General features: G+C 59.1%; 22 protein-coding genes, 1 tRNA gene and 7 pseudogenes. 13 read left to right on the top strand and 17 right to left on the bottom strand.

Annotated features, from left to right (window positions below; all coding sequences use genetic code 11):
• Positions 1–114 precede the first annotated feature (114 nt).
• Entirely contained in the window at positions 115–282 is a 168-nt protein-coding gene (locus FW764_RS05240) for a DUF2986 domain-containing protein (RefSeq protein ID WP_446433047.1), read from the top strand.
• Here FW764_RS05240 and FW764_RS05235 read toward each other — a convergent pair.
• The 5 genes from FW764_RS05235 to FW764_RS05215 form a co-directional block, all read right to left on the bottom strand.
• Entirely contained in the window at positions 253–1,236 is a 984-nt protein-coding gene (locus FW764_RS05235) for a GlxA family transcriptional regulator (RefSeq protein ID WP_446433046.1), read from the bottom strand. The genes FW764_RS05240 and FW764_RS05235 overlap by 30 nt on opposite strands.
• Positions 1,237–1,240: 4 nt before the next feature.
• Entirely contained in the window at positions 1,241–1,783 is a 543-nt protein-coding gene (locus FW764_RS05230; RefSeq protein ID WP_446433045.1) for a cysteine hydrolase family protein, read from the bottom strand.
• 139 nt (positions 1,784–1,922) lie between these two features.
• On the bottom strand, positions 1,923–2,348 hold the full coding sequence (locus tag FW764_RS05225; protein WP_446433044.1) for a VOC family protein: 426 nt from the start codon (positions 2,346–2,348) through the stop codon (positions 1,923–1,925).
• Between the two features lie 110 nt (positions 2,349–2,458).
• Positions 2,459–3,334: a LysR family transcriptional regulator gene (locus FW764_RS05220; protein WP_446433043.1), complete on the bottom strand. Its 876-nt coding sequence runs from the start codon at positions 3,332–3,334 to the stop codon at positions 2,459–2,461.
• Positions 3,335–3,356: 22 nt separating this feature from the next.
• The gene (locus tag FW764_RS05215; RefSeq protein ID WP_446433042.1) at positions 3,357–4,568 is read right to left on the bottom strand and encodes a YeeE/YedE family protein; all 1,212 of its coding nucleotides are present in this window, start codon (positions 4,566–4,568) and stop codon (positions 3,357–3,359) included.
• A gap of 118 nt (positions 4,569–4,686) precedes the next feature.
• On the opposite strand from FW764_RS05215, the gene FW764_RS05210 reads away from it, so the two are divergent.
• The 5 genes and pseudogenes from FW764_RS05210 to FW764_RS05190 all read left to right on the top strand — a co-directional run bounded on the left by FW764_RS05210 (position 4,687) and on the right by FW764_RS05190 (position 6,556).
• On the top strand, positions 4,687–4,905 hold the full coding sequence (locus FW764_RS05210; protein WP_446433041.1) for a hypothetical protein: 219 nt from the start codon (positions 4,687–4,689) through the stop codon (positions 4,903–4,905).
• Between the two features lie 58 nt (positions 4,906–4,963).
• A pseudogene (locus FW764_RS05205) lies at positions 4,964–5,569 on the top strand (MFS transporter); the annotation flags it as partial.
• Complete coding sequence (locus FW764_RS05200; RefSeq protein ID WP_446433080.1) at positions 5,567–5,842, top strand: metal/formaldehyde-sensitive transcriptional repressor; 276 nt, start codon at positions 5,567–5,569, stop codon at positions 5,840–5,842. The pseudogene FW764_RS05205 and the gene FW764_RS05200, both read left to right, overlap by 3 nt.
• Positions 5,839–6,344, top strand: a pseudogene (locus tag FW764_RS05195) (cation diffusion facilitator family transporter). The gene FW764_RS05200 and the pseudogene FW764_RS05195 overlap by 4 nt, the downstream one beginning before the upstream one ends.
• 32 nt (positions 6,345–6,376) lie before the next feature.
• On the top strand, positions 6,377–6,556 hold the full coding sequence (locus FW764_RS05190) for a DUF1289 domain-containing protein (protein ID WP_446433040.1): 180 nt from the start codon (positions 6,377–6,379) through the stop codon (positions 6,554–6,556).
• Positions 6,557–6,590: 34 nt separating this feature from the next.
• Here FW764_RS05190 and FW764_RS05185 read toward each other — a convergent pair whose 3' ends face one another.
• Complete coding sequence (locus tag FW764_RS05185) at positions 6,591–7,463, bottom strand: DNA/RNA non-specific endonuclease (protein ID WP_446433039.1); 873 nt, start codon at positions 7,461–7,463, stop codon at positions 6,591–6,593.
• 47 nt (positions 7,464–7,510) lie between these two features.
• A complete protein-coding gene (locus tag FW764_RS05180; RefSeq protein WP_446433038.1) occupies positions 7,511–8,134 on the bottom strand; it encodes a TetR/AcrR family transcriptional regulator in 624 nt (207 codons plus the stop codon).
• A 134-nt stretch (positions 8,135–8,268) separates the two neighbouring features.
• On the opposite strand from FW764_RS05180, the gene FW764_RS05175 reads away from it, so the two are divergent.
• Complete coding sequence (locus tag FW764_RS05175; RefSeq protein WP_446433037.1) at positions 8,269–8,709, top strand: hotdog fold domain-containing protein; 441 nt, start codon at positions 8,269–8,271, stop codon at positions 8,707–8,709.
• 47 nt (positions 8,710–8,756) lie between these two features.
• Here FW764_RS05175 and FW764_RS05170 read toward each other — a convergent pair.
• Positions 8,757–8,921 (bottom strand): annotated as a pseudogene (locus FW764_RS05170) (MFS transporter); the annotation flags it as partial.
• Positions 8,922–8,934: 13 nt separating this feature from the next.
• Here FW764_RS05170 and FW764_RS05165 point away from each other — a divergent pair.
• Positions 8,935–9,246 (top strand): annotated as a pseudogene (locus tag FW764_RS05165) (TetR/AcrR family transcriptional regulator); the annotation flags it as partial.
• On the opposite strand, the pseudogene FW764_RS05160 reads toward FW764_RS05165, so the two are convergent.
• Positions 9,149–9,781: pseudogene (locus FW764_RS05160) on the bottom strand (substrate binding domain-containing protein); the annotation flags it as partial. The pseudogenes FW764_RS05165 and FW764_RS05160 overlap by 98 nt on opposite strands.
• A gap of 805 nt (positions 9,782–10,586) precedes the next feature.
• Positions 10,587–10,974, bottom strand: a pseudogene (locus FW764_RS05155) (IS5 family transposase); the annotation flags it as partial.
• Between the two features lie 171 nt (positions 10,975–11,145).
• On the opposite strand from FW764_RS05155, the gene FW764_RS05150 reads away from it, so the two are divergent.
• Positions 11,146–11,445: a hypothetical protein gene (locus FW764_RS05150; protein WP_446433036.1), complete on the top strand. Its 300-nt coding sequence runs from the start codon at positions 11,146–11,148 to the stop codon at positions 11,443–11,445.
• A 338-nt stretch (positions 11,446–11,783) separates the two neighbouring features.
• Positions 11,784–12,155 (top strand): hypothetical protein, encoded by a 372-nt coding sequence (locus FW764_RS05145; RefSeq protein ID WP_407020433.1) that lies wholly within the window; start codon positions 11,784–11,786, stop codon positions 12,153–12,155.
• Between the two features lie 108 nt (positions 12,156–12,263).
• On the opposite strand, the pseudogene FW764_RS05140 reads toward FW764_RS05145, so the two are convergent.
• Positions 12,264–12,599, bottom strand: a pseudogene (locus tag FW764_RS05140) (transposase); the annotation flags it as partial.
• A gap of 311 nt (positions 12,600–12,910) precedes the next feature.
• Here FW764_RS05140 and FW764_RS05135 point away from each other — a divergent pair.
• Entirely contained in the window at positions 12,911–14,773 is a 1,863-nt protein-coding gene (locus FW764_RS05135) for a DUF3857 domain-containing transglutaminase family protein (RefSeq protein ID WP_446433035.1), read from the top strand.
• Positions 14,774–14,839: 66 nt separating this feature from the next.
• Here the strand turns inward: FW764_RS05135 and FW764_RS05130 are convergent, their stop codons facing one another.
• The 5 genes from FW764_RS05130 to FW764_RS05110 all read right to left on the bottom strand — a co-directional run bounded on the left by FW764_RS05130 (position 14,840) and on the right by FW764_RS05110 (position 20,420).
• Positions 14,840–17,674 carry a TonB-dependent receptor domain-containing protein gene (locus FW764_RS05130; RefSeq protein ID WP_446433034.1) on the bottom strand — a complete coding sequence of 945 codons (2,835 nt, stop codon included), beginning with the start codon at positions 17,672–17,674 and terminating at the stop codon, positions 14,840–14,842.
• Positions 17,675–17,770: 96 nt separating this feature from the next.
• Positions 17,771–18,736, bottom strand: a complete 966-nt coding sequence (locus FW764_RS05125) for a DUF4880 domain-containing protein (RefSeq protein WP_446433033.1) — start codon at positions 18,734–18,736, stop codon at positions 17,771–17,773.
• Positions 18,733–19,239: a sigma-70 family RNA polymerase sigma factor gene (locus FW764_RS05120; RefSeq protein WP_446433032.1), complete on the bottom strand. Its 507-nt coding sequence runs from the start codon at positions 19,237–19,239 to the stop codon at positions 18,733–18,735. Before FW764_RS05120 ends, FW764_RS05125 begins: the two co-directional genes overlap by 4 nt.
• A 134-nt stretch (positions 19,240–19,373) precedes the next feature.
• Positions 19,374–19,449, bottom strand: a tRNA-Asn gene (locus FW764_RS05115).
• 86 nt (positions 19,450–19,535) lie between these two features.
• A complete protein-coding gene (locus FW764_RS05110) occupies positions 19,536–20,420 on the bottom strand; it encodes a LysR family transcriptional regulator (RefSeq protein WP_446433031.1) in 885 nt (294 codons plus the stop codon).
• A gap of 101 nt (positions 20,421–20,521) precedes the next feature.
• Here FW764_RS05110 and lldD point away from each other — a divergent pair, with 101 nt between their 5' ends.
• Positions 20,522–21,664, top strand: a complete 1,143-nt coding sequence (lldD, locus tag FW764_RS05105; RefSeq protein ID WP_446433030.1) for an FMN-dependent L-lactate dehydrogenase LldD — start codon at positions 20,522–20,524, stop codon at positions 21,662–21,664.
• Positions 21,665–21,945: 281 nt separating this feature from the next.
• Positions 21,946–22,872 (top strand): GGDEF domain-containing protein, encoded by a 927-nt coding sequence (locus FW764_RS05100; RefSeq protein WP_446433029.1) that lies wholly within the window; start codon positions 21,946–21,948, stop codon positions 22,870–22,872.
• 22 nt (positions 22,873–22,894) lie between these two features.
• Here FW764_RS05100 and FW764_RS05095 read toward each other — a convergent pair whose 3' ends face one another.
• Entirely contained in the window at positions 22,895–23,668 is a 774-nt protein-coding gene (locus FW764_RS05095) for a TenA family transcriptional regulator (protein WP_446433079.1), read from the bottom strand.
• Positions 23,669–23,687: the final 19 nt, after the last annotated feature.

Raw genomic sequence — 23,687 nt, 5'->3', positions numbered from 1 at the left:
CCGGCCCGATTATTGGCAGAACGCACGGCGATTCAATGCACAGATTTGCGCTAAAAAGCGACCCAGGTTTTTAAGCTGCTATCATCCAGACCTTCACCGATCAGGCAAAAAGAAATGAACCGCCAGAAAAAACTCAAGCAGCTCTTCAAGGCCAAAGCGAAGAAGGCCAGTGCCAAATTGGCGCCGAAAAGCAAAGACAAATACATCAGCAAAGCCGACCGCGCCAAACTCGACGCCGAGGCTGATCAAGCGTCAAGCACTGCCACCCACACGTCCAGCTGAAGGCGTCCCTGCTTCATATTTGCCCCAGATGCGCCGCAGATGCCGCGCCGAGCCAAAACCGGCGCGCTCGGCGACGGTTTCAATGTCCAGGGTTGATTCAACCAGTAATTCACGCGCCACGGTCAACCGCAGTTGGTGCAGGTAATCCAGCGGGCTGATGCCGACGTGCTCGTGAAATAACCGCGCCAAGTGACGGCTGCTGGTGTAGGCCAGGCCAGCCATGCGCGTAACGGTCCACGGCTCACACGGGGATGCGGCGATGGCGTCCTGCACCCGATGCACGGCGGGATGCAGGTGGTTGCGCCCGGCCAGCCATGGCGACAACTGCGGGTCGGCGCCGCTGCGGCGCATGTACACCACCATGTCCCGCGCCACCGCGCAGGCCAGCCGTGGCCCGGCCAGTTCGGCGACCAAATGCAGCATCAAGTCGATGCCCGCTGTAACGCCAGCGCTGCAACTGATATTGCCATCGGTGACGTATAGGCGGTTTTCCAATACCCGGGCCTTTGGCGCCATGGTTTGCAAAATAGGGCACAGCGCGTGGTGAGTGGTGCACTGGCGCCCGTCGAGCAACCCTGCACGAGCGGCGCTCAAGGCACCGGCACACACGCACACCAGCCGTTCGCCGGAGGGCGCGAACACGGCTTGCAGCCACTGGGTGAGTTTCTTGCTGGCCGATTCGAACGCCTGCTGACGTGCCTGGGTGACCTTCGACGTGGAGCCCACCAACACCACCAGCGTGCCGGGCGCCAGGATTGGCGGCAATGGCGCCAACGCGCTCAGGGGCAAGCCGATAGAGGTTTGCAGCGACGCCACCGGGCTGACGTACTGCAAATCGAAGTCGATGGTCGCCGGGTCTTCGGCTTGAGCCGCCAGGCGCAGCACTTCGGCGGGGCCTGCCAGGTCCAACATCAGCACGTTGGGCAACAGCACGAACAGCACCGGCACGCTCATAGGTTCAACCTTCCAGTGCCTGGGCCACGCTTACAATGCGCGCGAAACGCCCTTCCAGTACCAACTCCGTACGCTCGCGAATCTCAGCCGCGGTGTAGACCCGACCGCTACGCTCGTGGGTCATCGGGAAGGTCAAGGTCGCCTCACTGACAAAATCCACACTCAGGCCGCTGTCCGAGGCCTGCCGTGTGGTGGTTTCACAGCACTGTTCGGTGCGAATGCCACTGATGATCACCGTCGTCACGCCCATCTCCGTGAGCCGCGCAGCCAGGGGCGTGCCGGCAAAAGCGCTGTGGTAGCGCTTGTGAATAACCACATCGGGGTTGATCGACAATTCGCTCAATGCCCGCACGTTGCCCGAGGCCAGGGAAAAATGCCCTTGGTCCTCGACATGCAAGACTTGTATCACCGGGATGCCGTGTTGAACACACCCATCGATGAGCGCCTGTTGTTTTTCCAAGTAAGCTGGCAGGTCATTTTCGGACCAATAGGTGGAATGGCGAAACGAATGCTGGGCATCGATAACGATAAGGGCTTTGCGGTTCATGAAGGGGCCTTCTGGCTTGCAGATCAGTGAATGATGCAAGCCATACTAGGCATTCCGACAGGTGAGCAACAGGCGCATGCCGGACCACTTCAGGACGGATTCGGACATGCGTGTCAGCGTGGCCAGGCACAGCGTGTAATCACTTGGCGAACAGTTGGCTCATGTCCTTGAACGCTTTGAACTCCAGCGCGTTGCCGCACGGGTCAAACAGAAACATCGTGGCTTGCTCGCCGACCTGGCCTTCAAAGCGAATATAGGGCTCGATCACAAATTGGGTTTCGCGCGCCCGCAGCCGATCGGCCAAGGCTTGCCACTGCTCCCACTGCAAAATGATGCCGAAATGCGGGACCGGCACAGCGTGACCATCGACCGGATTGGAGTGCACCGACGCCTGGGATTGGGTCTTGGGGTGTTCGTGAATAACCAACTGGTGGCCATAGAAATCGAAATCGACCCATTGCGCGCTGGAGCGGCCTTCGGAGAGCCCAAACACGTCGCCATAGAAATGACGAGCGGCAGCGAGGTCGTAGACAGGAATAGCTAAATGAAAGGGCGAAAGGCTCACGGTGGCTACCTACAGGTTCTGTTATTCAGAATGCGATTCTTCACCAGAACGACCGCGCGATAAAGCGCATATCTTTCGCCCTGAGCCTCAATTTTTTCGATGCTCGCGCCCTACTTCGGCGCACCCAGCACGTCTATGACGCACGCCCGGAATAGCGCGAAGAGCGGCAATTGGCGCTGGGTGTACTTGGTCAGCAACACGATTTCGCGATAGAACGTGAGCGTGTCCAATCGCAGAACCCGCACGTCGCTGCCGTGCTCCAACCACAACCCAGCCATCGGCACCAGGGACACGCCGAGGCCGCTGCGGACCATTTTGACGATGGCATCCAACTCATCGAGCTCAAGCGCCTGTTGCGTCTGGATCTTCTGTTCCTTGAGAAACTGGGTGACCTGGCGCCCGCCGAACGAGCCACGGTCATAGCGCACAAAAGGTTGCTCGCGCAGGATCTGCAACGGGTCATCGCCGGGCACGTCCTTGGCGGTGATCAGCACAAAGGGCTCGCGGGCGATGACCTCGATATTCAGGTCCTTGGGCAGGTTGAACGGCGGGTGGATCATGATCGCCAGGTCCAGCTCGCCGGCATCGACCTGGCTGAGCAGGTTCAGCGAAACCCCCGGCACCAGGTTGACCTCGATGAACGGCGCGCGGCGCTTAAGCGCCACCAGCGCCTGGGGCAGAAGGCCGGTTTGCACACTGCCGATGGCGCCGATGCGCAATGAGCCGTGGAAGTCGTTGGCGCTGTCGGGGGTACCCATGCGCGAGAATATGTCGAGGATTTCCTCCGCCAGCGGCACCGCGCGCTGCCCCGCTGAGTTGAGGGTGGCGGAGCGGCCGGTGCGGTCGAACAGCTTTACCCCGAGCGCGTCTTCAAGGTGTTTGATTTGTGCGCTCACAGCCGATTGCGTCAGCCCCACCTGCTGGCCGGCGGCGGCAAAGGTGCCGCGCCGCGCCGCACTCACGAAGGTTCTCAACTCTCTGATCATGCCGGTTACCTCACTGGTTCACTCAGCAGCCGTTCAACGCCACCTGCGGCCGCTCGCCCGCAAAGAACAACGGCCGCAGCCGCACGCCCACGCTGTTACCGATGAACGCCGCCACCAACCACACCCAGCCATGCAGGCTGCCCGAGGCGATGCCACTGAAGTACGCGCCGATATTGCAACCGTACGCCAGGCGCGAGCCATAGCCCAGCAACAAGCCACCGATCACCGCCGCCAGCAGCGAGCGGGCCGGGATGTTCAGGCTCGGCGCAAAACGCCCGGCCAGGCCTGCCGCCAACAGCGCACCGAGGACGATGCCGATGTCCATGACGCTGGTGATGTCTTCCCACACCGGCGCGGCCAGGGCCTTGGCATTGCCCGGCATTTGCCAGAACGCCCAGCTGGCCACATCCACACCCAGACCGCTGGCGACTTTGGCGCCCCACAGCGCGAACGCCGAGGTGATGCCCCACGGCCGCCCGGCCAGTGCCAGGGTCGCGTAGTTGAGCAGCGCCAGGCCAATCGCGCCCCACACCAACGGCCAGGGCCCGCGCAAGAAACGCCGCCAGCCTGTGTGTTCGCTGGTGGCGCGCGAATCAAGCTGGCCATGACGACCCTTCTCGAGGCGCACGCTGACCGCTGCGATGATCGCGAACACGGCCAAGCTCAAGAGCAATGCTGGCACTACGCCGAAGCTTTTGACGATGGAAACCGCTGGAAACGACGGCAATGCAAACCACCAATCGACATGGTGGGTCGCAATCAACGAGCCGCAAATAAAGAAGAGTAACGTCACCAACATGCGCGCATTGCCGCCGCCCACGGTAAACAACGTGCCCGAGGCGCAACCGCCGCCCAACTGCATGCCGATGCCGAAAATAAACGCACCAAACACCACCGATACCCCGGCCGGCGCCACCAGCCCGAGCACCGGCTGGCCAAACAACGTACCCGCCCCCAGCGCTGGGAAAAACAGCACGACCGCCACCGCCAGCATCACCATCTGCGCGCGTAAACCAGCGCCGCGCCGATCATTGATGAAGACACGCCAGGCCGACGTGAAGCCGAAGGCGGCGTGGTACAGGGTCAAGCCCAGCGCCGCGCCGACCACCAGCAACAGCACCTGCCGCGAGCCGACGCTGTTCTGCAGGAACACGGCGCCCACCACCAGGATGATAAACGCCAGCAGTGGCGCGATGGGCTTGCGCGCGGGGGTCAGGGAAAGGGAGGTGCTCATGGGGAGTCTCGGTGTGTTTGAATGGGGGTAGGTATGATCGCATGGAATCCAGACGCCAAGGCCAACAGGTCGAGTGTGGGCGTCTTGCGTGTTCTCTGAATGAATAGAACGAGTTCACATGGGCAATACACCGAAACTGGAAATCGAGCGTGCCGCTTACGACGACTTTCTAGACCGTTGGAACCAGGGAGCGTTCGAGCAACAGCGGCTTGGCCAAGCGTTCTACAACCATTTTCAACTGCACAAACTCAACGATCAGGCGTCCATTTGTGCACTCCATGGCAGCGATGGAGAGAAAGCGAAGGCCGCGATTTTGCGGCAGTTTGAAATCAAGTGATCTGTCAGCGAACCGGCCATCATCGAGTGGCCCGACAACCGGAGGAACTAACGCCCTCATGTACGTGTTTGCGTTTTTATCCGGCTGCGCCTCGGCATTCGATGCACCGGTGCGGCAGATTTTCGTGGCCGAACGGGTGGGCGAGAAAGATTTGTCCAACGCCATCGCGCTCAACTCCACCTCGTTCAACATGGCGCGCATGATCGGCCAGGCCGTGACGGGCGTGACGATCGCCTCAGTCGGCACCGGCTGGGCGTTCCTGCTTAATGGCTCGAGCTTTTTTGCGGTGCTGGCGTCGCTGTTTTTCCTGCGCGTTTCCAGCCAACACTTCAAGGTGCGCGCGCTGCGGACCAAAGGCAGCCTCACCGAGGGCATGCGTTATGTGTAGGCGCGGCCGGACCTGAAGGCGATCTTGCTGATGCTGTTTCTAATCGGCACCTTCGGCATGAACTTCCCGATTTTCATCTCGACCATGGCCGTCACCGAATTCCATGCCGATACGCGTGGCTACGGCCTGCTGACCTCGACGCTGGCCATCGGCACCATCGCCGGCGCGCTGATTGCTGCCGGCAGTGAGCGACCGCAGTTCAAGTCACTGCTGACCGGCGCCGCGGTGTTTGGCTTTGGTTGCATACTCGCAGCGTTGGCACCGAACTACTGGATGGGCCATATTGCCGCAAACAAAGACAGCCTGATCAAGCGTGTCAAACGCATCGCCGGGCAGATACAGGCGGTTGAAAAAGCCTTGGAGTCGGACCTCGACTGCGCCAAAACCCTGCACCTGGTGGCCGCCACACGCGGCGCCATCAACGGTTTGATGGAAGAAATCATCGAAGACCACGCCAGAGCCCATGTGGCCGACCCCGCCCTCAGCGAGGAAGCCCGCGCCCGTGGCGTCGAAGAGCTGCTGGAAGCCATTCGGCGGTATTCCAAATGAACGCCGCCCATAGCGCTCACACCCACGAACATGTGTTCCTCGGCTCGGCCCACGACGAAAACGCCAAACGCAATGCGAGCAACTCACGCTACAGCTTCGGCACCGGCAAAGTCGGCGACCTGGGCGGGTTCGCCTCGGCGCTTATCCTGGCGCTGGTGTCGCTGGGTATCGGTGTCGAGTCGGTGATACGCTTGCTGCAGCCTACCGAAGTACAGTTCGGTACCGCCACGCTGATTGCGGTGGTGGAGTTGGCGGTGAATATCGTCAGCGCGCTGTTGCTGGGCCACGGTCACAGCCATGGGCACGATCATGATCACGACCCTCATGGTCACGACAACAACATGCGCTCAGCCTACGGCATGTACTCGCCGATGCGTTGACCTCCGTGCTCGCCATCGTCAGCGTCGTTGGCTGCTCGACCATCGACGCCGAGCGCATTCGCGAGCGCCTCAAACCGGTTCATGAAGTGAGCCACCTCACCGTTGAATTCCGTGCGGCCTAGCGGCACACCCTTGATCAAACCCAGGTGAGACCTTGGCTAAAGATATCGAAAACCCGTGCATCGCCACCTGCCAACTCAGCGGCGATCTCTGCGTCAGCTGCGGGCGCAGCAAGGACGACATTCGCAAATGGAAACGCATGAAACGCCCGGAAAAGATGGCCGCTGTACAGCGTGCGACGTTGCGCTTGAAGACGCTGAAAAAGGCCAAGTAAGGCTGACGTTGCCGCCAGCCTTTGAGGTGTGACCTCAGGTGCGCCCCACCGAGCCTGTCACCGGAAGATTGCCGAGCAATTTCAGCCCCGTAGTCTTCACAAACGCGTCGTAGTCCATCGGTTTCTGGATACGCGTTTCAGCGTTGGGCAGCACATAGGCCCAGGCGCGTTTCGACGAGGCGTCATACACCAGCTTGAACAAGCGCGTCGGTACCCACACTTTGTTGTCGCCGATGGTGCTGTAGCCCGCATCAAACAATGGGCCGGTGAACACAAACACATTGCCGCCGGCACGCACGGCGAACTTGCGCACGTCCGCCTCGACCTTGCTCCAGATCTTGCGGTTGTTGGTGGGGTCTTGCGGGACCATATTCGACAGCGCAAAGGACTGCGCCATGGCATTCGCACTCGGGGCGTCGGCAGCCGGGGACTGATGGCCACGGTCCACGGCCGGGTGTTGGCTGCGGTAGTCGCTCAACTCGGCGCGGGCGCCTTTAGGGATGCGCGGGTCAGGGTAGAACTGGTTGGTGCGCTCTTCACCTTTGGCGTTTTTCAGTTGAGCGGCATTCAGGCGTTCGACCACCACCAGCGGTGTCTTGCTGGTTTGCGAATAAAGCACCGCGAAGTGATCGGAACACAACGCCAAAGGTTTCATCGTGGCGGGCACAGTGGCGATGTTGATCGGCCTGGCGCCTGGGAACAGGTCGGCGCAGCTGGCGAACGAGGGTTGCTGTTGTTGACTGGAATAGAGGGCTAGGGCCGCACGCTGACTGATTGAGCTTGCGCGCGAGGTGTGCTGCTGATGCTTGGCGGGCGGCGTGATCAAGTCCAGCAGGCTGCGAGCCTGCGCCCCGGGCGAGAGCAAGAGCAACGCCGACAAGCCAACGGCAATAATGCGTAAGTGCATGTTTTATATCTTAAAGTGAGGGGCTTTATGGACCCTCACATTGCACTTTAGTGCGACACCTGACTGATCGAATTCCAGGCCGCCTCGGCCAGCAGCTCGCGATATTCCCAAGGGCTCTTTTTGACCTTCGCCGACAGCCAGGCCCGTGAGTAGCTTTCAGCCGCGCCGATGATCAGCGAGAGGATCAGTTCAGCGGGCAGGTGGCTGAAGTGTTCCTTGCGTTCCGGCGCGCTCATCCAACTTTTCAACTGCTGGTTGCGCTGGCGGTTGCGCGCAATCAGCTCGTCTTTGAACGGGCCGTTGGACACTGCGAAGCGGCTTTGAAAAACAAATCGCGCCCAGTCCGGTTGTTCGTGCACCCATTCAACGTAGCTGTGCACCAGCCCCACGACCCCGGCGTACGCCGTGTGCGCATCCTGCAGATAACGGTCTCGCAGGGTGGCCTGGTCCTCCAGCGCGGCGAAAAACAGCGCAGCGACCAACCCCTCTTTATTGCCAAAGTGATGATAGATCGCGCCGACGCTGGTGTCGCAGCGTGCACGAATGGTTTCGATGTTAGTCGCCTCGATCCCCACCTCGTTAAAGCACGCCAGGGCCGCACGCAGGATGGTGCGCTTGAGGTCGCTGCGCCTGCCCGGGAAGGTACGCTCGATAAGGTCGATGGGGTGCATGCACGCAGACGCCAAATAAAAACAGTTTATAGGTTCATCGACCACCAGAGAAAGCTCGGGTTGACAGGCATGAAACTTACAGAATATTGTTCCGTTACAGAATATTATTCTGTTAATCCACTTGAGGATATCCCATGAGCCCATTGCTCAGCCTGTTCAATAGCGCAGGCCCCGCCGCATTCACGCAGATGGCCTGCCAGATGGCGCCGTACTTCAGCACCATCGCCCCCGAGTTCGCCGAGTTGAGCCCGAACCGTGCGGTGGTGAATGTGCCGTTTCGCAAGGAAATCACCAACCACCTGGCCTCCGTACACGCCATTGCACTGTGCAATGCTGCCGAACTGGCCGGCGGCACCATGACCGATGTGTCGATTCCTGCCGGTGCACGCTGGATTCCCAAAGGCATGACCGTGGAGTACCTGGCCAAGGCGAAGTCGAACATTCGCGCCGTGGCCGAGGGTGGCGGGATTGACTGGCAAACCGCTGGCGACAAGATCGTGCCGGTGGAGATTTTCGATGAGGGCGGCGTCAAGGTATTCACCGCCCATATCACCATGAATGTGAAACTCGCCTAGACCTATTGGGGGTCAGTGCTCGGACACCACAGGCCCATCGGCTGAGCGCCATCTCGGCTTGAAGCCATGGGCATGAGCGCCAGCACTGAACCCAGCGCGTAGGCGGTGACCATCTGCCCGGCCATCGACGGCGAAATCACCAAGCCGTCGCTGATCAACGGCAACAGGCCGGCGGGCAGGGTTTCGGTGACGATGCAGATGAAACCGGTCATGGCACAAATGGGCCTGTGGGACGAAACCCTGCCCCGCGCAAAGCCCACGAAACCGCGCTGCGCCAATCGGCGCGCATGCAGTGTGATGATGTGCCACCCAAGGGCTGCATGGTGGCGCTGGGGGTGATGAGCGCAGGGCGTTTCGATCCTGGCCCGCGATGATGTGCCGTACCAGGTGATCGACGCGGCGATCAGCCAAATCCTGCTGACATGGGATATCGCCGCGTCTACGACGCCGCCCATTCGTCCCGACACGCCAGTAAAAAATCCACAAACGCCCGCACCCGATGCGGCACATACCGCCCGTGGGGATACAGCAAGCTAAACGGTCGCGAGCGCCCGCCAAACGGTTTCAGCACCTCAACAAGCGTGCCGTCAGCCAGTTCCTGCTCGACGATGAATCTGTAGGTCTGAAACAGACCCGCCCCGTGCTTGGCCAAGGTCACGCCGCCCAACACATCATGCGAAATGCTGTACCCCGCCTCCCCCGCGAACTCTTGCTCCTGGCCTTGCACCTGAAACAACCAGGGAATGCGTCGGCCATTGCTGGGTAATTCAAACTGAATACATTCGTGCAACGCCAGCTCCTCCAACGTCTGTGGCGTGCCGGCGCGTTGCAGGTAGGCCGGCGCGGCGACCACCACCAGCTCGGCGTCTTCCAGCAACCGGGCAATCAGCGATGAGTCCGGTTGGGCGCGCACGCGAATGGCCAGGTCATAGCCTTCGGCAACGAAGTCGATATTGCGGTTGCTGATATGGATGTCCACGCTCACGTGCGGGTACAGCGCGCGGAGTTTGGGCAGCAGCGGTAGCAGCCGGTGATGGCCGTACGTGGTCGGGACGCTGATGCGCAACAGGCCGACAAGGGAAAGCAAGCTGGCAATCACCCCCACCTTGATTTGCAGCAGCGCCCTAAAGTAAACATCAAAGGCTAATTATGAAGCTTGAAGCCAAAAAGTAATGCCGCTGACGCTTACTCAAGGACCCGTCATGAAAAAACAATTGGGGCATGGAATGATTAAGAGCGTGCGAGAATAAATGCCAACCTAGAAAGTCGTATTTATACACCTATACAGGCAGCAACCAATAAATATTCTAATCAGCCATCTTCCTGAGTGAAACTTGGCCTTTGACCCTTAGATAGAGATTCCTTATACAAAGTCAATTAAGATGAATATTTATGAGCGATAAAGCATAGGCGTCAACTCTTAGCGCAACGCGCGTGGCTTTATTAATTTCTACAAACGACCTCCCGACGGGAGAAGTAAAGGGTGCAATAACCAATGACAGTATATTTGAGATCAATTTCCTTGCGGTCAACAGCGCAAATTCAAAGCTGGAATTTTCTCCAGGCAGGTAATAAAATGGAAACGTTAGTATCTCCCTGGCGGTGAGTCTTTATTGACTTTTAGTCTCAAGGGTTATTACCTTTTGGCCCTGACATCGTCTTGCCACCTCCGGCAATCAACAGCGCCGAAGGCAACGTCAACTCTGTCAACGTTTCAGGCACCGTTCTTCAAGGGGCAAGCATTAGGGTAAATATCGCTGGGACGATCCAAGTGGTCAACGCCAGTAGCAATATTTGAAGCAATACCCCCCATCATCAATCAGCTCTTAACGTTTCTTGCAGGTACGCGAGCGACCGAACGCATTATTCGGACTGGAGCGCTTGTCCACGCTCGTGTAACCCGCATCTCCAGACCTACGTTTCCTCGCCGCGCAACAACTGATCGACCTGCGTCACGTCCGCGACATTCGCCGCCGTGACCACCAGTGTATGAAATAAGCCGTATTCGGCATCGACACCGATGTGCGCCTTCATTCCAAAAAAGTATTGGTTTCCTTTCTTGGTTTGATGCATCTCGGGATCACGTTTGCCATCCTTGTTCTTGGTCGAACTCGGCGCGTGAATGATCGTCGCATCGACCACGGTGCCTTGGCGCAGCAGCAAGCCCCGATCGCCCAGATAACCGTTGATGACCTGCAAAATCCCACCGGCCAGTTCGTGTTTCTCCAGCAGGCGGCGAACGTTGAGGATCGTGGTTTCATCGGGCTCAACCGTTCAATTCGTGTGAGGCGGGTATTTCACCAAATCTGGAGGTCTTTTTCAGAGTTCCCTTAGAGTCTCTGAATTCGCTGTCTCTTGACTTTAAAAATTTGGATATGCGAAAATTAGATGGTTAGTAAAGTTCTACAGATTTTACCAAAGGTAAGAAGTACAAATATGGAACAGCCATTTACCGAAAGCGAACAAGCATACTTGGCGGACAGAGTCGCTCATTATGTAGGCGAAGTAGTTGAGCGTGTCACTCAAGTTATTTGCGAAGCAGAGGCGGCTGCAAATGCAGACTTTTCAGCACAAGGGTTTACGTTTGCTGAGCATTCTCCTGCCAACGCGGATTATCTGACGGTATGTTTGATGGAGGAGCTTTTTCGTAAAGTTCACTCTGGAGATATGGCAATGGCAGAATTGATGTTGACCATGATGGCCAAGCAAGAAGGCATCAGTCTGCATGTCGATTGATTCGGTGCTGTATCTATTATTGCAAGTGGTTAACAGTGTCGCGCGACTCTGTGGGTGATCCAGATTTTTACTCTGCCTGCTGTAATGCTGATGTTGAGAGGTTAGTTGCACGCACTTTATCTGATCGATATTAAGTTGCGTATTCGACAGGACCAACTAAAGTTGGCGTTGAATGTTCATTTTTCTTCATGTCGCTCAACTCAAATGAGGTGGATGTTCGGTTCTTTTCAGTCGCTTGAATGGAGCTAATGCCGTTTGGTAAAATGTGTGTACTAGTCCGCCAAGTATTGGCGGCTCATGTTGAGGCGTGAATTTTCCATATGACGAGGCGGACGTTGATGAATTTAAAGATTTGTGGTGTCGCAATAATGGTATGGGGGTTGTCAGCATACTCAGCGGCCAGTGGGTTGCCAGATGAGTCGATCTTGCAGCGTTTCGGTGTGAGTGCCGATCAACTTCCAAAATCCCCGGAACCTGCGCCTGCGGAGGCCGCTGTCGTCGATAGTCTGTTTCGGATTGAGGCTGAAAAACCGCTGATTACTTTCCGGCCGTCTAAAGAAATCAAACCCGCGCCTACCGGCAACCCAAGTGTTGATAGATTGATTGCTCGGGATTTTGAAAGGTGCCGTAAGGCGGGAATGTCTGAATTGGTATGCGGTTCTGGTCACATATTTCAAGACGACAGCGACAGCTATACCGTTGGGGAGTAACCGCAGTTAACATGCCTTAGTAGCTTTAGCTTAAAAAGCAGGGCGGCTTGCATTTTGCGATTATTTTGTCTGTATTCACTGCGGCAAAACATAGGTTTCACCACCGTGCAGCAACTGGGTGACATCCGGTGCCGACTCGCGGCCCAGGTCGATGCCTATAAAACCACGGATGGCCTGGCTGTCGTAGACGGCATCTTCGCAACCTTCATCGGAGAAACCGAAACACTGTTGCACGACATACATGCGCAGCATGCGTGACAACCCAATCGCAGGGCGCCCGCGCCTGCCTGTGGTGTCGCTATAGAACGGCGCCACTTGCGCCTCCAGTTGTGCCCAAGGCGCCAGCTATTCAAGGTCAGCCAGGAAGCGATCTCGGCGAGTCTGCTTTTTCTTGCCGGTGTATTCGAGTTCGGAGAAGGTCTTCGTAACGCCCGTAACGCTCACGGAGAGTGTGGCTGGTTGAAGGTACTCAGTGCGCCAAGGCTGGGGACGGTTGGCTATTTTTGCAGCGTCTCCCTAGCTTTTTTATCAAGCGCCTCAAAAAAAAATGAATACTTCAAGCCTGCAAATCAAGAGCGCCGTGAGGCGAAACCCGTTTTACAGAGCAATACCCAGAACGTTCCTACACCTCTTTAAGTTACAAAAACCTGCAAGCTCATCGCCACCTCTCTATAGTAACGCTTCGCATTTGGCGGTTTACCAAGGAACGTGCACCCTCCTCCAGACGGTGCGCGTCATCGCTTAGAAGGATCTCTATGCAAAGCGCAACTCTCTTACCGACGCGCCTGTTCGGCGCACTCACGGTGGTCATCTGCGGGCTCTTCAGCGCGCAGGCAAGTGCTGATTACACCGACCGCTCGCTGACTGTCGAAAAAAACAAGCAGTCCTACGTAGTGAATGCCGACGGCAGTTTTGTGCTCGACGTCGAGCTGGTCCGGCGCATCAATGAAGAGCGCGCGATCAAGCCGAACGCCGAGCGCTCGGTGAGTTTCAACCGCACGCTTGAAACCGTGGACATCGTGGATGCCTACACGCTGAAAGCTGATGGGCGCAAAGTGCCGGTCGCCACCGACCAGATCAAGGAGCAGCAGGAACAGGCTTCAGCCGAAGCGCCGATGTTCCAGGACTCGCGGGTCAAAGTGGTGATCTTCCCCGACGTTGCCGTGGGTGACCGCATGGTGCTGCACTACCAACGCCAGCGCACCACGCCGATGTTCCCCGGCCAGTTCGAAGACCTGTATGCACCGGACTTCTACGAGAGCCAGCAGATCCACCTGACCTACGACATGCCGGCCGACATGCCGTTGTTCGCTGACGTGAGGGGCTTCAATGCCACCGCCCCCACCCTAGCCAACGGGCGCAAGATCTACCGCTGGGACCTGGAGCCCACCGAGAAAAATCGCGTTGAAGTCGGCTCTGTTGCCTACACGGATTACGGCCAGCGCTTAGCCGTGTCGACGTTCACCGACTACAAACAGTTTGCGCAGGCGTACGCCGCCAGGGCGCAGGTCGAGGTGACACCGGCCATCACCGAACTGGCCAATAAACTCACCGCCAGCCTGGACTCACCGCGCAGCAAAGCGTTGGTATTGAGTGACTGGGTGCGCAAGAACATTCGCTACGTCGCGGTTTACGTCGGCAATGGCGGTGTGGTGCCGCACTCGGCGCAGGCGGTGCTGGATAACCGTTATGGCGACTGCAAGGACCATGTGGCCTTGCTCGAAGCGCTGCTCAAGGCCGTGGCGATTGAAAGCTCCCCCGCACTGATCAATCTCGGCGACGCCTATGTACTGCCAAAGGTGCCGACCTTGGGTGTGCTTAACCATGCGATCACTTACATCCCGGCCCTCGACCTTTACTTGGACTCCACCGCCACCCCCATCGCCGCCGGCTACTTGCTGCTTCCGGAATTGGGCAAACCTGTGTTGCTGACCCAGCGCGGCGAACTGGCGCGTACTCCCGTAAACCAACTGGGCAAAGTGGACGGCACGCTGCATTTCAATATCGACCCGAGCGGCGCGGCGGACTTCACCAACGGCACCACGGTGGAAGGCTGGGCGACGGAGCTCAACCGCTTCCTGTTCAAATCGATGATGCCTGCCGACCTTGATCAATTGACCCAGAAAGTCCTCAGCCTGTACGGGCAAACCGGCAGCGGCAAGATCGAAACCGACCCACTGGACAGCAACGCCGCCACCTTCACCTCCACGGTCAAGGGGCGTACTGACAACCTGGTCAACCTGCCCGGCCCTACCGGCGTGCCCACGCTTAGCAGTCTGGCCGGCGGTATCGGCCAGAACGTGTTCAGCTTCCTGTCGGAACAGGACCGTACTCAGAACTTCACCTGTACTTCCGGGATGATCGAAGAAAAGGCACGCTTCGATTTCCCCAAAGAAGTGAACATCCTGGCGGTGCCCAAGGCCGTCGCCCTGAACACCGGCGGATTCAACTACCAGACCACTTACGTCAAGGAAGGCAACAGCGTAATGATCACCCGCAGCTACGCGTTTAACCACCCCGACGTGGTGTGCAGCCCGCAGGATTTCGTCGCCATGAAGCCGGCGATTGAAGGCATGGTCAACGACCTGAAAAGCCAGATTATTGTGCAGACGTTGTAACCCCGCCTTGCCGATTCTCGCGTGGGGGGCTGTTGCACTGCCACGCGAGCATCGCCACCTTCCCCTTTAGAACTTCGCCTGCACGCCCACCCGCAGCGTGCGCCCCGGTGCCGGCATGAAACTCTGCGCCAGCGGGTCCAGGTAGTAGCGATCGGTCAGGTTCTGCAGCGACACGTTGAGGCTGGCATCGTCCTGCAACGTGTAGTTAAGGAACAGATCGACCAAGGCCACTTCGCGGTAATTCAATTGCGGCGTGGTGGCGCCGGTCTGCCAGGGTTTGTCGGCGGTGACGGTGGGGCCTGAGGTGTAGGTGATTCGTGTGCCGAGCGTAAGGCTCTGGTCGAAAAAGCGCAGGCCTGTGGTCAGATTGCCCGCGAACCGAGGTGGGTTCTGGGTGTTGGTGTAGGACCCCATGAAGCTGCCCGGCGTGCAGTTCGGCGTATGACTGGTTTGCTGATAACGGTTGCTGGTGGCGCGCAGTGTGGCGGCGAAGGCTGCATCGCAGGTTTCGGTCTTCAGGTAGTAGGTGGACGACAGGTCGGCAAATACGCGCCCGGCATCGTAGCGGGTTTGCAACTCCAGGCCGCTGGTTTTGTAGCTGTCGGTATTGCTGAAGCGCATCAAGCCCCACATGCCAGGGCTCGGGTCGTAGTAACGAGTGATGTAGTTTTTGATGGTGTTGTTGAAGTAAGCCAGCTTGATCGCTGCCGAGTCGTCATCGAACAACAACCCCTTTTGCAGCGTGCTCGCGCCGATCTCCCAGTTGCTCGAACGCTCGGGCTTCAGGCCTTTACCGGGCATGGTCTGCAGCACGCCCTGGCTGGTTTCAAACAGCGACGGCATACGAAAGCCTTGGGTGTAAGAGGCATACACAAAGGTGTCCGGCAACACCTCGATATTGATGCCCACCGCCGGGGCAAAGGCGCCGCCGCTGTTGCTCGCCTTGGCGGAATAATCATAGCCGGTAACCACTTCCCCGACCTGGGACGGATAGACCGTGGAATCAACTGCGCCAAAGGTGTTGTACCGAACGCCCTCGAAAGGAAAGTTAGTGTTCTGGAAGACAATGCCATTGTTCAGGCGTGGATCGGTGGCGTCGGTGTAATCGCCGTTCTGGTCAGGGAACCACATCATGTTGCCGGAATGGCCGCCGTTGTAGACGCGCAGGTAGCGCAGGTCACGTTCCTCACGCCGTGCCGTGGCATTGGCGATGTGGTCTTTGCTGCGATAGTGGGTGTAACGCCCGCCGCCCCATAACGTGAGGCTGTCCACAGGCTTGTATTCCAACTTGCTATTGACGCTGAACTCCTGCCGCGACCCTTCGCGCAGCATACGGTTGGCGTTGATATCGTCCTGGTTGGTGACCACGCCTTTTTGCGGGCGCAGTTCTTCGAGTTGGAACGAGCTGCCCAGGTCCAACGTCAAGTCGCCGTAGTCGGTCGCCCAGCGCGAGGTATTAGCCACGCCGCCGCCAATGCGTTGGTTAGCCTGACGGCTCCAGGCGCGGTCCGAGCGATACGCCTGGGACGCCGGCGCTCGTACCGAGGTGAGCTGGCTGGTTTGCGCATCGGTCAGCCATAGGTCGGCAGTCAGGTCCACCAACGGGTTACCCGAAGGCAAGTAGTTGTAACGCGCCGTGTAGGTGTCGATCTTGGTGTGGCCCCGCGGGTACTGATAAATGCCGCCGGTGCCGAAGCGGAAGATATCCGAGGGCATGATCTCGCCGATACGCCCATCGTAACGGCGATAGCCCAGGTCGAAGGTATGTCCGTGCGCCGGGCGCAGAGTGGTCTTGAGCAGGAGCGATGCGGTGCTCGACGACGAATTGAGCACTTCTTCGCCAGCATTGTAGGTGGTGGCCACGCTGGTCTGTTCATCGCCCCAGCGGTCGTAGGTACGGTAGCGGTCCTGGCCCTTCCTACCGGCGAAATAGTTGCCTTGATCGCGCTTGGCATAGGCTGCCACGACGTCGAAAAACTCATGGGTATAGGCAAATGCAGCGCTGCCGGCCTGCGCCTCTGAGCCGAACAGCCCACCGCGACTCTGATGTGGCTCAGAGTACAGGGCCTCGGTCTCGGAATGCGGGTCTCGGGCGGCTGGGGCGACGCCGTTGTTCCACAGGTCGCCTTTGAGGCGCAGGCCGATGCTCTGGCCGTCCTTGAGGATATCGTCGACGGTGAGCGTGCGCATCCTCACCGTGCCGCCGATGGCGCTGGAGGTCAGGCTGGGGCCCTTGTCGATCGTGATGTCGCTGATCATATCCGGGTCAATGTAACTGCGCTGCTGGGTACCGGCGTAACCGCGATAGACATCCAGCGCCTGCTGCGACCCATCCACCGTAACCGCCACCCGGCTCTGGCCCTGAATGCCACGGATGTTCACATCCAGGCCGCCGCCATTACGGCTGTCGCCAACCTGCACGCCAGGCTGGCCCTTGAGCACATCGCCCACCGAGACCACACCAAAGCGCTGCATGTCTTCGCCGGAGATATACACCGATGAACGCGGCGCCCGGTAGACCTCCTCTTCATCGAGATTTTCGCCAATCACCTTTTGCGTCGGCAGGGAAATTGCCTGTTGATGTGGGCGCAAAACATAGCCATCGTCCGCCTGGCGCTGATAGCCCAGGCCAGTGCCCGACAGCAGCTGAGTCAAACCCGCCTCGGTATTGAAATCGCCCTGCAAGCCCTGACTGGTCTTGCCGGCGGTGAGCAGCGAACTGCCCGCCATACTGATCCCGGCCTCGGCACCAAAGCGCGACAGCACTTGGTCCAACGGGCCGGCACTGATGCTATAGGCGCGCTCGCCGGCCGCAAAAACCAACTCGCCGTAGAGCGGCTGGAGACCGAGAAACAGTAAGCTGAATGTATGGGTACGCAAGACACGAGCGGGGGAAATCATGCAAGGCTCCTAAGGGTCGACACCCACCTGTGCCGGTGGGTAATACCTAAAGGCCAAGCCAGAACGAAAAAACTATCGCGTCGCCGAAAAAAAATTTCACGCGGGCACCACCGTCACCCAATAACGCGTTCTTTGCTCGACACGCACCGGCAAGGTATTGGCAACCAACGCTAGCGCTGCATCGGTATCGTCCAGCTGAAAACTGCCGGTAATGCGCAGGCCCGCCACCGCTTCGCTGCAACGTAAGAAGCCTTGGCGATAGCGCGAAAGTTCGGCCAGCAATTGGTCCAGGCGCATGCGTTCGGCGGGCAGGATGCCGCGCATCCAGGCCTGGGCCAGTAACACATCGATAGGGCTCGGGCGCCCGGCTCCACGCTCATCAACCTTGAGTTGCCAGCCCGCCTGTAACGGCACCGGTATCGGCTGATGCCGCGTGCTCACCTGCGCCAGCCCGCGCAAAACTGTCACCCGCGTGCCTTGGCGATCATGGCGCACCAGCAGGTGGGCGCCATGGCTGTAGAGCGCCGCGTTGGGGGTCAGCAGTTCCAGCGACGCGGAACCTGCCGGGGTATCCAGGGCCAACTCGCCCTCGACCAACTGCACGCTGCGCCGCCCGGCGCTCAAGTCCAGGTTTGCAGCGCTGGCGGTGCTCAGCCACAGCGAGTAGCCACCCGCCAGGGCCCAGCGCCGCCGCTCGCCCACACGAGTGCGATAGCTGGCCAACGCCGAACGTACCAACGTGGCGTCCGCGGCGTGCCAGGACACTCCACCGAGCAGCCCCAACGCCAGCAGGCACTTGAGCACCTGTCGACGGCGCTGTGGAGCGGCCCCAGCCAACTGCAACGCCCGTCGCGCCGTAGTATCGGCTAACAGGTTGGCACCCGGCTGAAGCAGCAGAGGCAAGCCACTGACCCGCTGCCACGCGTACTCGTGCTCGGCACTGGCCTGGCGCCACAGCTGCAAGGCCTGGTGATCACTGGCACTCATCAAGCCGGACTGCAGCTGCACCAGCCAATCAATGGCAGTGTCGCGCACGCGAGGCTCAACAGCGGCGCCACTCATTCGAACCGGCTCGCGTAGCAAACACTGAACGCCTTGCCCATGGCGCGCTGCACCTGGGCCACGGTCAGGCTCAACTGGGCGGCGATCTGCGGATAAGTCAGGCCATCGAGCTGGGACAAAAAGAAAATCTGCCGCACCCGTGCCGACAACCCGACCAGCAGCGAATCGAGCTGCAACAACGTCTCGATCATCAAGTGGCGCTCTTCCGGCGACGGCTCCTCGCCTACCGGCCGCGCCGCCAACGCTTCCAGATACGCCCGCTCAATCGCTTGGCGACGCCAGCGATTGATCAGCAAACTATTGGCGATAGTGGCCAGAAACGCCATGGGCTGGCGCAGCTCGTGTACATCTTCCTTGGAGCGCAACACGCGGATAAAGGTATCGTGCGCCAAGTCTTCGGCATCGGCACTGTGCCCCAAACGCCGATGCAGCCAGCCCCGAAGCCAGCCATGATGATTCGCATACAGCTGGGCGACGGGCGAGGCGATGCTGTCGTCGTGCATGTCAGATCCGCATTAAATGATAATGCTTCTCATCTTATGACCTTAGGGTGGGCCTTGTATAGGGGCGGGGATCGCTGCCATGGGCCAAATCCAAAGCAAAAAAAAGCCTGCATCGCTGCAGGCTTTTCTCTATCTGGCTCCACGACCTGGACTCGAACCAGGGACCCAATGATTAACAGTCATTTGCTCTACCAACTGAGCTATCGCGGAATGCGCCGTATGTTACTGATTAAAAAGAAGAAGTCAAGCACCGAGGTGCATTTGGACGAATTCCTACAAATAATCGCTGCAACCTTCTACACCGGGCTGGCCATTTCTTTGGCCAGATCCAGCCAGGCGCGGGCCGCAGGCGGCAGGTGGGCGCTGGCGCGCCAGGCCAGGGCGATGTGCCAATCGGTGTGGGGCTCGTCCAAGGGGATCAGGGCGATGCCGGGGTGTTGGTGTTTGTGCGCGAGCATGCGTGGCAGGAAGGCGACGCCCAATCCTGCGGAAACCAGGTCGACGATAAAGTCGATTTGCCCGCTGCGGGCGGTGACCCGAGGCGTGACGCCTTTGCGCTCGCAGGCAGCGAGGATTTTGGCGTTCAGGGCAAAACCGGCTTCGAACAAGATGAACGGTGAGTCGGCCAGGTCAGTGAAGTCGATGAGTTTGCGTCGCGCCAGTGGGTGGCTCATGGGCAACACGGCCATCAGCGGTTCATTGCGCACGGGTTGGTAGTCGAAGCCTTCGTCCGCTGGCAGTAGCAAGGCCGCCAGGTCGACCTCCCCGGCTTCGAGGCATTCGCGCAGGCGTTTGCTGCCGTATTCGGTGAGTTCGATGTCGATGTCGGGGTAGCGCGTGCGGTAGGCGGCGAACATCGCCGCAAACAATACCCCGCAGCCCACCGGTGGCAGGCCGATGCGCAACACGCCGCGTTTGAGGCCGCGCAGGTCGTTGATCTCGGCCACCAAGTCATTGTGCTCGGCGAGCAACACCAGTGCGCGGCGGTAGGCAATTTCACCGGCGGCGGTCAGTTCATTCTTGTGGCCTAGGCGATTGAGCAGCGGCGTGCCCAACTCATCTTCCAGCGTCTTGACCGCCTTGCTCACCGTGGATTGGGTCAACGCCACTACGTCAGCCGCCTGGGAAAAGCCGCCCTGGCGCACCACTTCAACGAAGGCACGCAATGTTCGCAGGTTCATCGGTATTCTCTTAGCGACTGGATGCTAGTAATAAAAGTTGTTTTTATCATGCCAGCTTTTTGCTTATGGTGGAGCAACCTTGCTCTGTGGAGAACCCGTTCATGATCATCTCGTCCGCCTCCGACTACCGTGCCGCCGCGAAGCGCAAGCTGCCGCGCTTTCTGTTCGACTACATCGACGGTGGCGCCTACGCCGAGCACACGCTGCGTGCCAATAGTTCGGACCTGGCCGAGATCAGCCTGCGCCAGCGCGTCCTGCGCAATGTCGACAACCTGAGCCTGAAGACCACGTTGTTCGGCCAGGAACTGGCCATGCCGGTCATCCTCAGCCCGGTCGGCCTGACCGGCATGTACGCGCGGCGCGGTGAAGTGCAGGCCGCCAAGGCGGCGGCGAACAAGGGCATCCCGTTCTGTTTGTCGACAGTGTCGGTGTGCTCGATTGAAGAAGTGGCGTCGCAAAGCCCGCAGTCGATCTGGTTCCAGCTGTATGTGCTCAAGGACCGCGGCTTTATGCGCAACGCCCTGGAACGGGCGCAGGCCGCCGGCGTGACCACGCTGGTGTTCACCGTCGACATGCCCACGCCGGGTGCGCGTTACCGCGATGCGCACTCGGGCATGTCCGGGCCGTTCGCGGCTTCGCGACGCATGCTGCAGGCCATCACCAAGCCGCAATGGGCCTTCGATGTAGGATTGATGGGCCGCCCGCACGACCTCGGTAATATCTCTAAGTACCTTGGCAAGCCGACCCACCTGGAAGATTACATCGGCTGGCTGGCGAACAATTTCGACCCGTCGATCAGTTGGAAAGACCTGGAGTGGATCCGCGAGTTCTGGAAAGGCCCGATGATCATCAAAGGCATCCTCGACCCCCAGGACGCCAAGGATGCGGTGAGCTTCGGCGCCGACGGTATCGTCGTCTCCAACCACGGCGGGCGCCAATTGGACGGCGTGCTGTCCACCGCCAAAGCCCTGCCACCGATTGCCGAGGTGGTGGGCGACGACCTCACGGTGCTGGTGGACTCCGGCATTCGCTCCGGGCTCGACGTGGTGCGCATGCTTGCCCTGGGTGCCAAGGGCTGCCTGCTGGGGCGCGCCAACGCCTATGCACTGGCTGCCGATGGCCAGCGCGGGGTGGAGAACCTGCTGGATATTTTCGCCAAGGAAATGCGCGTGGCGATGACCTTGACTGGCGTCACCTCGATTAATCAGATTGACCATACCACGTTGGTCCAATCAGCCAATTAACTGGCGTCATTACGCGAGGACCGTTTTTGACTTCAAAAACGGCCGTTGATTTATAAGGATTTTTATCAAGTTAAACGAACTGGCATGAATATCGCTCTAATCACTTTCAAGCAGGTTAAACGATGACAAGACGTGTGGCAGTACCCAGGGGTTATAACCTCGGGTAAAGCGGTTTAAACTGTTTCTAAAGTTTTACGGAACTGAAGGAACAGTAAGACGCTTGGCATTCGCCACTCTCATCGAGCCTGTAAGACAGTTAAGTGCTTAGAGGCCGCAAGCTTATGAAATCACCGACCCAGACCAACGCAATTGACTTCGACAGTGCCAAATTGCAACGCCTGGGATTTGGTCAGCCAGCCCTGCGTCCACGACGCCCCGTCACCTTTAGCGAGCTTCGCCAGCAACTGGGTCAACAATTGCAAACCAGCCTGGAGCCGGAGCGCATCCTCGGCCTGTTCTTTCGTGAGGTCCAGCGCCTGGTGCCCTTGGACGCGTTGCAATATCGTCATGAACCCAGCGACCTGCGCCTGGAATTCGGCCATCGCGGCCACCACTCGGTGAGCTATAGCTTGAGCCATGAAGGTGAGCATTTGGGCGAGCTGATATTCCGTCGCAACCAACGCTTGCTGGATGACGAAATGAGCCAGTTGGAGGCGCTGCTCGCCACCTTGCTCTACCCGATGCGTAACGCCCTGCTCTACCGCGCCGCGACCCGCAACGCCCTGCGTGATCCTTTGACGGAAACCGGCAACCGGATTGCCATGGACCAGACCCTGCAACGGGAAATCGATATGGCACGGCGGCACATGAGCCCGTTGTCGTTGCTGATGCTGGACATCGATCACTTCAAGACTGTCAACGACACCCACGGCCATGCGGCCGGCGACAAAGTACTGCGCGCCGTGGCCGGGTCGATCAAAAGCCAGTTGCGCAACGTGGACATGGTCTTTCGGTTTGGCGGGGAAGAGTTTCTGATTCTGCTGTCGAACACCGGTCGAGATGCCGCAAACCTGGTTGGCGAGCGCCTGCGCCGGGCTGCACACGCCCAGGATTACTGGGCCGACAATACGAAGATTGAGTTGACGGTGAGCCTGGGCTGCTCGACCTTGTTGGCCGCAGAGTCTGCCGAAAGCCTGTTGCGCCGAGCCGACAGCGCCTTATACGTGGCAAAGCGCGAAGGCCGCAACCGCTTGGCAATGGCGGGATAAGCACCCCGCCATCACGCTTACATCACGCCTCGCTGGCGATGCGAACCTGACGCTCGCGAACGGCGGCTGGCGCCGTTGCTTTTTCGTTCTCCAACCGCATGCAGCTTTCCAAAAAAAGATACATGTAGTCGTAGCTCTTGCACACCGCCTGGCGCAACTCTTCCTGCAGAGCCTTGCTTGGGTTCATCCCGGCCAGCGTGCAGATGATTTCCAGCGCTTCCCAAGGGTGGGCGTCGTCGTACTGCGCGTGCATTTTCAACCACTTCATCGCGCGCTTGCAGTCTTCCTCAGGGAAGGCTGCCGCGTACACGCCGGTCGAACACACCACGGCGGACCACTCCCCTGTCGCGCCCTCGATGGCGTAATTGGTCGCGGCAATCGCAACAATCAACGAATCGGCCGAGCTGGTGTGCCAGCACCAATGGCTCAGCGCGTGCAATTCAGGCGGTACGTTCTGCGCTTGCAGCTCTTCGAGGCTGACGCCATGGGCGCGAGCCCAATGTACCCAATAGTCGGCATGGTTCAGTTCCACACGAATATTACGCATCAGCCACCGGCGCGCCATGTCCTCCCCAGGATGGCGGGCAAATTTGGTCTTGGTGAGGTTCTGTGCCATGTACAAGGCAAACTGTTCCACCACTGGCCAGCCACCAATCAAGTAGTGGCGCAGAGTCTTGGCGCTGAGCGAGTTATCACGCATGCGCTGGTACAGTTCGTGCTCGACAACTCGGCGCTTGCTCTCGCTACAGTCCTGGATCAATTGCTGCGCCCAGGCGGGGTAACTCGAGGCTTCCATAAGCGGGCCGGTTCTATTG

This window comes from Pseudomonas sp. 1152_12 (assembly GCF_052850675.1).
The sequence above is the reverse complement of the archived record's forward strand: the minus strand, read 5'-3'. Positions and strand labels throughout refer to the sequence as shown.